The 12,755-nt window shown below is 68.4% G+C and carries 8 protein-coding genes; 6 read left to right on the top strand and 2 right to left on the bottom strand.

What is annotated here, in order from left to right; all coding sequences use genetic code 11:
* Positions 1 to 154 precede the first annotated feature (154 nt).
* A complete protein-coding gene (locus AB0D53_RS20165; RefSeq protein WP_362448295.1) occupies positions 155 to 775 on the top strand; it encodes a class I SAM-dependent methyltransferase in 621 nt (206 codons plus the stop codon).
* A 155-nt stretch (positions 776 to 930) separates the two neighbouring features.
* On the opposite strand, the gene AB0D53_RS20160 is transcribed toward AB0D53_RS20165, so the two are convergent.
* Both AB0D53_RS20160 and AB0D53_RS20155 read right to left on the bottom strand, forming a co-directional pair.
* Entirely contained in the window at positions 931 to 3,918 is a 2,988-nt protein-coding gene (locus AB0D53_RS20160; protein ID WP_362448292.1) for a CARDB domain-containing protein, read from the bottom strand.
* A 37-nt stretch (positions 3,919 to 3,955) separates the two neighbouring features.
* Positions 3,956 to 6,190, bottom strand: coding sequence for a discoidin domain-containing protein (locus AB0D53_RS20155; protein WP_362448289.1), 2,235 nt, complete (start codon positions 6,188 to 6,190; stop codon positions 3,956 to 3,958).
* Positions 6,191 to 6,513: 323 nt separating this feature from the next.
* Between AB0D53_RS20155 and AB0D53_RS20150 the strand changes: the two genes are divergently transcribed.
* The 5 genes from AB0D53_RS20150 (at position 6,514) to AB0D53_RS20130 (ending at position 12,638) form a co-directional block, all read left to right on the top strand.
* A complete protein-coding gene (locus tag AB0D53_RS20150; protein WP_362448285.1) occupies positions 6,514 to 7,845 on the top strand; it encodes an extracellular solute-binding protein in 1,332 nt (443 codons plus the stop codon).
* 100 nt (positions 7,846 to 7,945) lie between these two features.
* Positions 7,946 to 8,869 (top strand): sugar ABC transporter permease, encoded by a 924-nt coding sequence (locus AB0D53_RS20145; protein ID WP_362448769.1) that lies wholly within the window; start codon positions 7,946 to 7,948, stop codon positions 8,867 to 8,869.
* A gap of 4 nt (positions 8,870 to 8,873) precedes the next feature.
* Positions 8,874 to 9,854: a carbohydrate ABC transporter permease gene (locus AB0D53_RS20140; RefSeq protein ID WP_362448282.1), complete on the top strand. Its 981-nt coding sequence runs from the start codon at positions 8,874 to 8,876 to the stop codon at positions 9,852 to 9,854.
* A 107-nt stretch (positions 9,855 to 9,961) separates the two neighbouring features.
* Positions 9,962 to 11,575 carry a glycoside hydrolase family 13 protein gene (locus tag AB0D53_RS20135; protein WP_362448279.1) on the top strand — a complete coding sequence of 538 codons (1,614 nt, stop codon included), beginning with the start codon at positions 9,962 to 9,964 and terminating at the stop codon, positions 11,573 to 11,575.
* Positions 11,576 to 11,624: 49 nt separating this feature from the next.
* The gene (locus AB0D53_RS20130) at positions 11,625 to 12,638 is read left to right on the top strand and encodes a LacI family DNA-binding transcriptional regulator (protein WP_362448276.1); all 1,014 of its coding nucleotides are present in this window, start codon (positions 11,625 to 11,627) and stop codon (positions 12,636 to 12,638) included.
* Positions 12,639 to 12,755 lie beyond the last annotated feature (117 nt).

Genomic DNA, 12,755 nt, shown 5'->3' with positions numbered 1-12,755 from the left:
CCGCCACGCCACCCGAAACCGCAACCGACCACGCCCGGCGTCATGTCCTGTCCGGGGCCGGCGACTTCGCGCGGGACGGCGGTCTCGCCACCCTGCTGGGGGCTGGGGAAAATCGTTCGCAGCCACTCGTCGTGAGCGGCTACCGTGCACCGGCGTGAACATCGAGGATCCCAAAGAACTGGTCCGGCGGGGTTACGACGCACTCTCCCTCCGCTATGACCAGGCGTACGGCGCCGAGACGAAGTACCAGCCGTGGATGAGCGAACTCTCTGCTCGCGTCCCGGCCGGAGGCACGGTGCTGGATCTCGGGTGTGGAAGCGGGGTTCCCGTCGCTCGCACGTTGACGGCCGCAGGTCACCGCGTCACTGGCGTCGACATCAGTGAAGTGCAGATCCGCAGGGCCCGGGAGCTCGTACCGCAGGCCGATTTCATCCGCGCCGATGCCACGGCCGTGGACTTCGCGCCGGCCTCCTTCGACGCGGTCGTCTCCTTCTACGCTCTGATCCATATCCCGCTCGGCGAACAGCTTCCGTTGCTGCGGAAGGTCGCCGGATGGCTGCGACCCGGCGGTTGGTTCCTGGGCACCACCGGTCATCGGGCCTGGACGGGTGTTGATGAGGACTGGCTGGGCGGCGGGGCCGCCATGTGGTGGAGTCATGCGGACGCCGCCACCAACCGGAGCTGGATCACTCAGGCAGGGCTGACGGTCGAGCAGGAGGAATTCGTGCCCGAAGGTGAGAGCGGGCACGCCCTGTTCTGGGCCCGACGCCGCTGATGCCCTCCCCGGCCGTCGCCGCATCCGTCTCGCCCGGCCTGGTCCCCCGGATCATGTGGAGCCCCCGCCGCGCGGGAGTGGGGGCTCCACGCCGAGCGTCGTGGCACCCGGCACCGGCAGCGAACGGGCCGCCGCCGGTGCCGGGTGCCGGTCGGTCACAGCCCTTGCCGGGTGCCCGATACGGCGGGATCCGCCTGCGCGGCCGCGCTGTTGATCACGAACTGCGAGCCGGGCTCGACCAGCACGTCCCCATCGCGCGAGTCGGTGATCTTCACGTTGCTGAGCGTCGCGCTGCCGCGTGCGCCGCCCATCGCGAGGATGCCGGAGCCGTTGTTGGACTTGGAGATCGTCACATTGCTGATCTTCACGTCCGGGATGGCGCCGCCGCCCGTCTTGAACTGGATGCCGTCGTAGGTCGAGTCCTGGATGTCGGTGTCGCGGATCGTGACGCCCGGGATGTCAGGACCCTGCGCGAACAGGGTGATCGCGCCGAACTCCTGGTCCTCGTTCCAGAACGCCCCGCCGGTGCGGTAGAGCCCGTTGTTCGCGATCAGGGTCTGCCCGGAGAAGGGCAGCGGGTCGTGGTCGGTCGCGAGCATGATGCCCGGGTAGTTCATGGTGTCGTAGACCAGGTTGTTCTCGATCTTGTTTCCGTAACCTCCGTACACGGCGATGCCGTTGGCTCGCCAGGGCAGCTGCACCGTGTTGTTGCGGAACACGTTGTCGTGGCCGATGTCGGCGGACTGGTCCTTGACGTATTTGTTGGCCCACACCGCCATCGCGTCGTCGCCGGTGTTACGGAACGAGGAGTTGAAGACGGTGGAGTTGCGGGTGCCGTTGGTGAAGTTGACGCCGTCGGCGTAGGTGTTACGCATGCGCATGCCGCTGAACTCCAGGCCGTCGCCCGGTCCCCACAGCTCGGGGATGTTGCTGTAGTCGCGGCCGACCCAGGCGGCGACGTTGGCGTGCTCGATCCACACGTTGGTGATCTTGGTGTTCTTGCCGAAGCGGCCGTTGAGACCGACGCCGCCCTCCGCGTTGCCGTCGCCGCCGCGGATGGTACCCGAGCCGAAGATGGCGATGTCGGAGATCTTGGTGTTGTCGTCGATGTCGAAGCCGAAGTTGCCCTCGTGCGGGTGGTTGATGCCGCCGGCGTTCTGCGGCGGGATGAGGGAGTACAGCTGGGAGTGCCACATGCCGGCGCCGCGGACGGTCACGTCACGGATGCCGACCTGGTTGTACTCGCCCCGGTCCTGCGGGTCGTCGGTGAGGATCTTCTTCTCCTGGCGCCACTGCCCGGCCGGGATCCACACGCAGTCGATGTCGCCGTTCTGATCGGCGGTCACGGCCCGCTGGATCGCGTCCGCGTCGTCGATCCCGTCGCCGGGGACCGCGCCGTACTCGGTGATCGAGGTGCAGTCGGCGGGCTTGCTCGCCGCCGGGGCCACCTGCTCCAGGTCCATCAGGTCGACCATGTAGTACGCGGCGTCGTCACCGGCGTCGCGCTGCAGCCGGAACGTGGTGCCCTGCGGATAGGTCTGCGCGAGCAGTGCGTGCGACTCGTCGAACAGCCGCCGCGCGTCCCCGCCGGGGGTGTTGGTCAGGCCCTCGGGCTGGTCCGTGTTCCCGTACAGCCAGCTGTGCTTGGAGGACAGCGTCAGCTTCTGCACGAACTTCCCGTCGGCGTACAGGCTCAGTGTCTTCTCCTGGCCTCCGCCGCCCGGCGCGTCGGGGATGGAGTTGCGCACGACGATCGAGTTGGCCGCACTCGTCGAGGTGAACTCCACGTACTGGCCGGTCGAGTCGAGACGCACCGACTTACGGCCCGAGGACTCGGTGGCGAAGTCGGTGTGTCCGAAGGTGCGCTCCGCATCGCTCTCCAGGAGCGTGCCGTCGTACCTCCCGTCCTCCGCCTCGTACTCGACGTACGGCAGCGCCGCGCCCCGGCCGACCACGATGGACCGCGCGAAGACGTTGTTGTCCTCGTTCGTCTCGTCGACGGCGCCGGTGGCGTCGGCGGTAGCGGTGAGCGTGGCGCCGCCGCTGGTGGCGGACCAGCTGCCGCCGATGGCAACGGTGGCGCTCTCCCCCGCGTCGAGGGCGGGCGTGGTGCCGTTCAGTGTCGTGCCGCCCACGGTCAGGCGGGTCACCGAGCCGGCGGCGACCGCGCTGGTGCCACGATTGTGGACCTGCACCGAGAACGTGACGGCGGAGCCGACCGCGGGGCTCGGCGGGTTCGAGGTGATGCCGGTGACCTCCAGGTCGGGGCCGGGGCTCTGGCCGACCGTCAGCTTGCTGTCGGCGGTGCGGCTGTTGTTGTCGTCGTCCAGCTCGACGACGGTGTCGCGCGGGTCCACCACCGCGGACACGGTGTAGCTTCCCTGCGCCCGTTTGCCGATGGAGACCGGGACCGTGGCCGATGCTCCGGCGTCCAGCGCGCCCACCTCGGCGCTGCCCGAGACCGAGCCGCCCACGCTGACGTCGACGGTGGTGGCGGCCGAGGCCGCCGACCCGGTGTTGCGCACCGTGGTGTGGACAGTGACGGCGTCGCGCTCGCTGGGCTGCGCGGGCTCCCATGCCAGGGCGGATACGGTCAGGTCGGGGTTGGGGGCGGCGGTGCCGTTGACCTGGAACTCGGCTATCTGGGCGCCGTACCCGGAGCTGTTGGAGTGGATCTTCAGCTGGATGTCGGCGTAGCGACCGGACACCGGGATCGTCACGATGTTCTGGTTGCCGCCCGGAGCGAAGGTGTAGTCGGTACGTGCATTCACCGTGCTGAAGCCGTCGGCCGCCTGTGCACGCCCGAGCACTTCGATGCTCTGTGTGCGCTGCGCCCAGGCCGGGTCGGGGTTGAGCTTGAGTACGACGGAGTCGAGGTCGGCGTCGGCGCCGAGCTCGACGGTGAGCGTCGCCGGGGTGGTGCTCGACTCCCAGTAGGTGCTGGTGTTGCCGTCGTTGGCGTTCGCCGCCACGTAGTTCTGCGTTGTCGAGGACGCCTCGACCGGTTTGTTCAATGCCAGGTTGGCGGCCGCTTCGGCCGTTGCCGGTGCCGCCTGGGCGGCGACGGGCACCAGCCCGAAGGTGGTCAGCGCGGCGCCCAGCCAGACGGCGAGGTGCCGCAGGCTCCGTTGTCCGAGTCTCACTGTGGTCCTCTCGGTGTGGGGGTGGGGGACGGTCGGCTCAGTTCAGGTACGCCTCCAGCTCGCTGAGCTGGGCTGCGGGCCAGCCCGTGTTCGCGGTCACGTGGACCCGCAGGTAGCGCGTGGCGGCGGCCGACGCGGGCAGGCCGATGGTCACCGTGTTGCCGGTCGCCGGGTCGAATCGGTAGTCCTTCGAGGTGGCGAGTGTGCCGAAGGTGGAGCCGTCGGTGCTGCCCTGGAGCGACAGGGTCTGGGTCCTGGCCTCCCATGCGGCGGGCGGCGGCAGCTTCAGGACGACGCGCCGGACGGTCTGTGCCGAGCCCAGGTCCACGGTGATCGACTGGGGGAAGGCATTGTTGGCGGATTCCCAGTACGTGCTCTCGTCCCCGTCGACCGCCTTGCCGGGGGTGTACACGTCGGTGGAGCCGGTCGCGGTGGCGGTCCGGCCCCTGGCGAGGTTGCGGTCCGGGTCGGGATCCGGGTTGCCGCCGCCCGGCTGGGGCCAGGTGGAGCAGTCGCCCCAGGTGCTGTCCCAGCCGGAGTTGCCACCGCCGTCGGTGACCGCGAAGGTGCCGGAACCTGCCGGGTAGGGGCAGTTGTAGACGCCGGCCGCGCCGACGCCGGTGGCCGTGACATTCGCCATCGTGACGGCGCCGGGTGTCTCGGCCTGGACGACGACCGTACCGGTCCTTTCGACGGTCGAGCCGTCGACGGTGACGTTCTCGACGGCCTTGCCGGTGCCGCCGCCGGAGACGAACTCGTAGGCGCTGTAAGGACTGTCCCTGATGGTGGAACCGGTGATCCGGACATTCGCCTCGATGGCGCTGTCGTACGCGTCCACACGAAGCGCACCCATCGGGTGGCCCCAGTTGGGGTTCATGGCGCCGGTGCGCACCAGTGTGTTCCCGGAGACCGTGATGGTGCCGGCGAGGGGCAGGAAGGGATCGAGGAACTTCTGGTTGGAGATGGCGATGCCGCTGCCCAGCGCGTTGGTGTCCTGGACCAGGTTGTCCTTGACGGTGATGTCGCGGCCGCCGTAGATCGCGATGCCGTTGGCCAGGTTGGGCTGCGAGATCGTGTTGTTCTCGAAGGTGTCGTTGCTGTTGGTGGTGTTGAGCGACCACATGGCGAGCGAGTCATCGCCCTGGTTGCGCAGGAAGTTGTTGCGTACGGTGACGCCCTTGGCGGTGCCGTTGAGGTTGAGGCCGTCGGCGGTGGTGTCGAGAATGCGGTTGTCCTCGACGACGAGGTTGTCGTTGTTTCCGGTCAGCCACAGGCCGACCTTGAGGTGCTGGATCCACATCCCCGAGACGCTGGATTCGGGGCCCAGCGAGCCGTTGACGAAGTTGTCCGGGTTGCTGTCGACGCGTTCGGTGACCTCGCCGATGACCGCGAAGTCCTTGAGGTGCACCTTGCCCGCTGAGTTCGTCTGGTTGATGAACCGCGAGGAGCGCACCACCGAGTACCAGCTGCCCGCGCCCTGGATCGTCACGTTCTCCACGCCGCTCAGCTCGGAGCCCAGCTTGAATTCGCCCGGCGGGATCCACACCGTGCCGGCGCTCGACTTCGCGGCGGCGATGGCGTCGCGGAATGCCTGCGTGGAGTCCTGCACTCCGGTGGGGTCGGCGCCTTTGTCGACGACGGAGATGGCGCCGGACGGGGCGGTGGCAAAGGCCCCGACCTGCTCGAAGTCGGCGACGTCGACGGTGACCTGGGACGAGGCGGCTTCCAGTCTCACCTTGTCACCGGCCCGCAGATCACGGCCGAGCAGCAGACGGGCGTTGTCGAAGAAGTGGTGCGTCTTGGCGCCGGCGATCCAGGGGGTGTCGACGTAGCTGTACTTGGAGGTGAGCGCCAGGGACGCGGCGAGCTTCGTGCCGTTGACGTAGACGGCGAGCGAACCGGACTGACCGTCGGGCACGTTGTAGGAGACATTCACGGCATTGGCCGCCGTGGTCAGGGTGAACTCGACACTCTGGCCCGCGTTCAGGCGGACGGCCTGCCGGCCCGAAGCCTCGGAGGCGAGGGTGCCCTGGGCGTAATCGGGGCCGATCTTCTGGCCCGTGGTAGGAGCGGATTCCGCCTCGGCCGAGGTGAAGGGGAGCGTGGCACCGACGACGGCCGCCCTGGGCGCGGGTTCGCGCTGGGCGAAGGCCGGGCCGGTGGCGCCCAGCGCGCTGCCCACGAGCGCGACCGCTACCGCGAGGACGGACGAGCGGCGCACTGTTCCGCGCCCCGGGGTATGACCTGGCGCGTACATGACATTCACATGCATCTCCGGTGCACCTTCCTGATGGGGGGTCGGGTCGGGGGTGGCAGGAGCGGCGCTCACTCAAGCATTGCCGCCATATGAGCACAAGATGTCGAGCATGTATTGCAAATAATTGACAACCTTGCGCAGCAACCGACCAACCCGCGATCCAGCGCAAGACTTTGCTCTGGAATCAGGAGGATCTCGGCATTTCCCCATCGCCGAACTGTCGTTCAACAGTCGCAATCTTGCAAATTCGCATCGGAATATTGCGCACATCTGTCCGTCGCCCTATCGTGACGGCACCCATCAGAGCTGCGCTTGGGCGTCACCCCAGAGGAGCCGTAATGAAGCCCCGTAACCTCGCGATCCTTCTGACGACAGGTCTCGCATTCACCGCTACGGCCTGCGGCAGTGACGCGGGCTCCGATGCCGGAGGCGACACCACGATCACCGTGGCGTGCCAGCCGGCGAAGACCGCGCCGAAGCTGCGCAAGGCCTGGAACGACGACATCGCCACGTTCGAGAAGGCGCACCCGGGCGTGAAGGTCAGGAGCACCGATCAGCAGCCCTGCTTCGACCCCAAGACCTTCGCCGCGAAGCTGGCCGGTGGGCAGATGGAGACGGTCTTCGTGGTGCCGGTGACCAACTACGCCGACGTGATCGCCAAGAAGCAGGCGAAGGACATCACGAGCTCGACCGGCCTGGTGAAGAACTACCAGGACGTCAAGCAGGACGTCCGGGACATGGTTACCGAGGACGGCAAGGTCTACGGCATCCCCAACGTCAGCTACACCGTCGGCCTCGTCTACAACCGCGCCCTGTTCGCCGAGGCCGGTCTCGACCCCGACTCCCCGCCCCGGACCTGGGACGAGGTCCGCTCCGCCGCGAAGAAGATCGCCGGTCTGGGCGACGGCTACGTCGGGTACGGCGAGTACGGCGGTGGCAACACCGGCGGCTGGCACTTCGCGCAGGCCCTGTTCAGCCGCGGCGGAGAGATGGTCCGGGACGGCAAGGCCGCGTTCAACAGTGCCGAGGGCAAGGCCGTGCTGCAGACCCTGCACGACATGCGCTGGGAGGACCACAGCACGGGCAGCAAGGTGCTGATCGGCTGGGAGTCGCTGATGCAGCAGATGGCGGCGGGCAAGACGGGCATGATGCTCGGCGCGCCGGACGTCGTGTCCGACGTGATCCAGAAGTTCCAGGGCAAGGCCGAGTACTACGGCATCACCGGCATACCCGACGGCAAGGCGTCACTGACCGGCGGTGAGGCCTACATGGTCAACCCGAAGGCGAGCGCGGCACAGACCAAGGCGGCGCTGCAGTGGATCGACTTCGAGTTCAACACCCCGGGCAAGGGCCGCTTCGATTTCGCCCGCGGCAAGGCCAATGGCGAGGCCGTCGGTGTGCCCAACAACGACTACATGGGCGATTCCGCGACCGGCAAGGCCCTCGCCGAGCAGCGCAAGGCGAACGCCGTCCTCCCGGTCGCGAACTACGAGCCCTACGTCACCGGGGCCGTGAGCATCGCGCCCAGGCTGGAGCCGGTCAAGGCCCAGGAACTGTACGCGGTGCTGGACGTGGCCATGTCCGCGGTGCTGACCCGGGAGAACGCCGACGTCGACAAGTTGCTCGCGGATGCCGAGTCCAAGGCGAACTCGATTCTGGCCAGGAGCTGACGGTAACGGACCCGGGGTGCCGCGACGTCACGGCACCCCGCGTCGGCCCCGCGTCAACGCCCCGGGCCGGGAACGGGAGATCACGATGGAAACACTCACCATGGAGCCGAAGCAGCAACGACTGGCGCCGCGGCACGGCAGGCCACCGTCGAAGCGGCGCCGAGCGACACGGCGGAACCTGACGGCGTACGGATTCCTGTGCGCCGCGCTGTTCTGCTTCGCGATGTTCGCGTGGTGGCCGATCATCCGGGAAGTCCTGCTGAGCTTCCAGCAGACCAATCTCGTCGACGAACCGTCGTGGGTGGGCCTGGAGAACTTCCGCACGGTCGTGGACGATCCGGCGTTCGGCCAGGCATGGCGCAACACCCTCGTGTTCACGTTGCTGGCCCTGGTGTGCGGCTACGTGGTGCCGTTCGCCGTCGCGATCGTCCTGAACGAGCTGCGACACGCACGTGCGTACCTGCGGTTCGTGGTCTATCTGCCCGTGATGCTGCCGCCGATCGTTTCGGTGCTGCTGTTCCGCTGGTTCTACGATCCGGGGCCGGGCCTGTTCAACCAGGCCCTGGACTTCGTGGGGCTGCCGGCCCTGTCGTGGCTGGACTCCACCAGCACCGCACTGATCTCCCTGGTGATCGTTTCCACCTGGATGAACCTCGGTTCCGGCGTGCTGATCTACCTGGCAGCGCTGCAGAACATCCCTGGTGACCTCTACGAGGCCGCGGAGCTCGACGGCGCCGGCGTCCTCAAACGGATCCGGCATGTCACGATCCCGCAGACGCGGCTGATCCTGTTGCTGATGCTGATGCTGCAACTCGTCGCCACCATGCAGGTGTTCATCGAGCCGTACATGCTCACCGGCGGCGGCCCGGAGAACGCGACGGTCACCGTCGTCTACCTCATGTACCAGTACGCCTTCGTCTATGGCGGCAACTACGGGGCCGGCAGCGCGCTCGGCCTGATGCTCATGATCGTCCTGCTGGCGGTCGCCGCGGTTCAGCTCCGTCTGACCCGAGAGGAGAAGTAGTCCCATGCTGAACGCCACCGCCCGCCCCGAGAAGGCGACGAAGACCCCGAAGCCGGTACCGGACCTGCGACGCGAGAAGCCGGAGAAGCGCCGGGGCTCCTGGGCCGACGGACATGCCCGGACCATCGTCTCACCACTGGAGCTGAAGTCCCGCTGGGGCCGGAAGATCTACTGGGGGCTGCTCACGACCGTCGTGGTCGTGTTCACCCTGGCATTCGTCTTCCCCTTGTACTGGATGGTCACCGGGGCGATGAAGACGGGCGAGGAAATCGCCCGGATGCCGCCCGGCCTCTTCCCCGAATCGCCCGACTTCTCCGTTTTCGCCGACGCCTGGGAGCTCTTCGACATCGGGACGCTGCTGAAGAACACACTGTTCTACGCCGTAGGCGCCTGGCTGTTCGCGCTCGCGGTGGATGTCTCGGCCGCCTACGCGCTGTCCAAGCTGCGGCCGATGTTCGGCAACGTGATCCTGGCGGGGATGTTGGCCACGCTGATGATCCCGCCGATCGTCGTGATGATCCCGGCGTACATCACCGTGACCGACGTGCCGATCTTCGGCTGGCATCTGCTCAACTCGCCCTGGGCGATCTGGTTCCCGGTGGCCGCCAACGGCTTCAACGTCTTCCTGCTGAAGCGCTTCTTCGACTCGATCCCGAACGAACTCCTGGAAGCAGCGGAGATCGACGGCGTACCGCCGTGGCGCGTCCTCGTGTCGGTCATCCTGCCGATCTCCCGGCCCATCCTCGGGGTGGTTTCCATCTTCACCGTCGTCGCGGTCTTCAAGGACTTCGTCTGGCCGCTGCTCGTCCTTCCCGACAGCGGGAAGATGACCATCAGCGTGGGCCTGTCCCAGACCGCGGGAGCGGTGACGCAGAACCAGATCATGGCCGGGCTCGTGATCGCGAGCGTCCCGATGATCATCGTGTTCTTCTTCTTCCAGCGCAGCATCATGGCGGGCCTGACCGCCGGAAGTCTCAAGGGCTGACCGAGCCCGCACCCGCCATCACCACGAAGCACTCCGTCACCGGTCCGCCTTTCCATGCCCCCGCGCTGTCCGGCGGCGGAGTCCCACCTGCCCGAAAGGACCGCCCCGTGGCAGCTGTTCCCTCGTCTCCCTCGTTCCGTACCGACGACTGGTGGCGCGACGCCGTCATCTACCAGGTGTACCCCCGTAGCTTCGCGGACGGGGACGGAGACGGTGCCGGGGACCTGGCGGGCATCCGCGCCCGTCTGCCGTACCTCGCCGAACTCGGCGTCGACGCCGTGTGGTTCACCCCCTGGTACCTCTCCCCGCTGGTGGACGGCGGCTATGACGTGGCCGACTACCGCACCATCGATCCGGCCTTCGGCGCCATCGAGGAAGCCGAGAAGCTGATCTCGGAGGCCGCCGACCTCGGCATCCGGACCATCGTCGACATCGTCCCGAACCATGTCTCCGACCGGCACGCCTGGTTCCAGGCCGCGCTGGCGGCCGGACCCGGCAGCCCCGAGCGGGAGCTCTTCCACTTCCGGCCCGGCCTCGGCGAGCACGGCGAAGTCCCGCCGAACACCTGGCCGTCACAGTTCGCCGGGGTCACCTGGACCCGGGTCCCGGACGGCGAGTGGTACCTCCACCTGTTCACCCCGGAGCAGCCCGACCTCAACTGGGCCCACCCCGCCGTCCACCGTGAGCACGAGGAGGTCCTGCGGTTCTGGTTCGAGCGCGGCGTGGCCGGGGTGCGCATCGACTCCGCGGCGCTGCTCGCCAAACATCCGGACCTGCCCGACTTCGCCGAGGGCATCGATCCGCACCCGTACATCGACCAGGACGAGCTCCACGACATCTACCGCTCCTGGCGTGCGATCGCCGACGAGTACGGCGGTGTGTTCGTCGGTGAGGTGTGGCTCCCCGACGCCGAGCGCTTCGCCCGCTATCTGCGCCCCGACGAGCTGCATACCGCTTTCAACTTCAACTTCCTGGCCTGCCCCTGGGACGCCGGCCGGCTGCGCCGCACCATCGACGACACCCTTGCCGAGCACGCCCCGGTGGGCGCCCCGGCCACCTGGGTACTGTGCAACCACGACGTGACCCGCACGGTCACCCGATACGGCCGCGCCGACACCGGTTTCGACTTCGCGGCCAAGACCTACGGCACCCCCACCGACCTCGCCCTCGGCACCCGGCGGGCCCGCGCTGCCGCCCTGCTCACCCTCGCCCTGCCCGGCTCGGCCTACCTCTACCAGGGCGAGGAACTCGGTCTGCCCGAGGCGGAGATACCGCTGGACCGCGTCCAGGACCCGATGCACTTCCGCTCCGGCGGCACCGACCCCGGCCGCGACGGGTGCCGGGTACCGCTGCCGTGGGCCGCGAACGACCCCGCGTACGGCTTCGGCTCGCGCGGTGAGCCCTGGCTGCCGCAGCCCGCCGACTGGGCGCGGTACGCCGTCGACCGCCAGGAGAACGACCCGGATTCGATGCTCACCCTCTACCGCACGGCGCTGCTGCTGCGCCGGATCACTGCGGGCTTCGGCGACGGCCCGATGACCTGGCTGCCGTCGCCGGACGGGGTGCTGGCCTTCGCGCGCACGAATGGTCTGGTCTGCGTGGTGAACCTCGCCGACCGGCCCACGGATCTCCCGCGCCACGAACGGCTGATCCTGGCCAGCGGGCCGCTCGACGGGCAGGGGCGGCTGCCGGGCGACACCGCGGCGTGGTTGCAGACATAGGCATGACCGGACGCAAATTACGTACAATATTTGCGCTATTCTTGCGTTCATGACACGACGACTTGCTCAAGTTGCCAAGAAGGTGGGGGTCAGCGAGGCGACCGTCAGCCGTGTCCTCAACGGGAGGCCCGGCGTCTCCGAGGCAACACGGCAGTCCGTCCTCACCGCGCTGGACGTCCTCGGGTACGAGCGGCCGACGCAGCTGCGCGGCGAGCGCGCCCGGCTCGTCGGCCTCGTCATACCCGAGCTGCAGAACCCGATCTTCCCCGCGTTCGCGGAGGTGATCGGGGGTGCACTGGCACAGCGCGGGCTCACGCCCGTGCTGTGCACACAGACCAAGGGCGGCGCCGCCGAGGCGGACTACGTGGACCTCCTGCTCCAGCAGCAGGTCTCCGGGGTGGTCTTCGCAGGCGGATTCTTCGCGCAGGGAGACGCACCACACGGCCACTACCGGCTGCTGGCCGAACGGAAGATCCCGGTCGTCCTCATCAATGCGATGGCTGAAGGCCTGGACTTCCCGTGCGTCGCGTGCGACGACATCGTCGCCGTCGAGCAGGCGTGGCGCCATCTCGCCTCGCTCGGACACCGGCGCATCGGTCTCGTGCTCGGTCCGCGCGACCACGCGCCGTCGCGCCGCAAGCTGGACGCGGCCCGGGCGGTGGCGCGAGCTGCGGGCACGGACCTGACCGACGAGTTCGTCGAGCGATCGATCTTCTCGCTGGAGGGCGGCCAGGCAGCCGGCACGCGTCTGCTGGAGCGCGGGGTCACCGGCATCGTGTGCGGCAGCGACCCGCTCGCCCTCGGTGTGATCCGGGCTGCGCGCCGGCGCGGGCTCGATGTCCCCCGCGACCTGTCGGTCGTGGGCTTCGACGACTCCTTGTTCATGAACTGCACGGATCCGCCCCTGTCGACGGTACGGCAGCCCATCGAAGCGATGGGGCGCGCGGCAGTCGACCTGCTGTGCGCCCAGATCCAGGGCGGCGTCCAGAACCACCCGGGCGAGCTCCTCTTCGAACCGGAACTCGTCGTGCGCGGCTCGACCGCGCAGCCGGCGGGCAGCTGACGCGGCTGGGAGCGTCTCGCTCGGGCACACAGCGGTGGGGGGGGGGGGGGGGGGGCCCCCCCCCCCCCGGGGGCAGGCGAGGTGGTGTGGTGGTGGGGGGGGCGGAGGAAAAAAAAA

The organism is Streptomyces sp. NPDC048295 (assembly GCF_040652135.1).
GTDB lineage: Bacteria > Actinomycetota > Actinomycetes > Streptomycetales > Streptomycetaceae > Streptomyces.
This window is presented reverse-complemented; position numbering and strand designations above follow the sequence as displayed.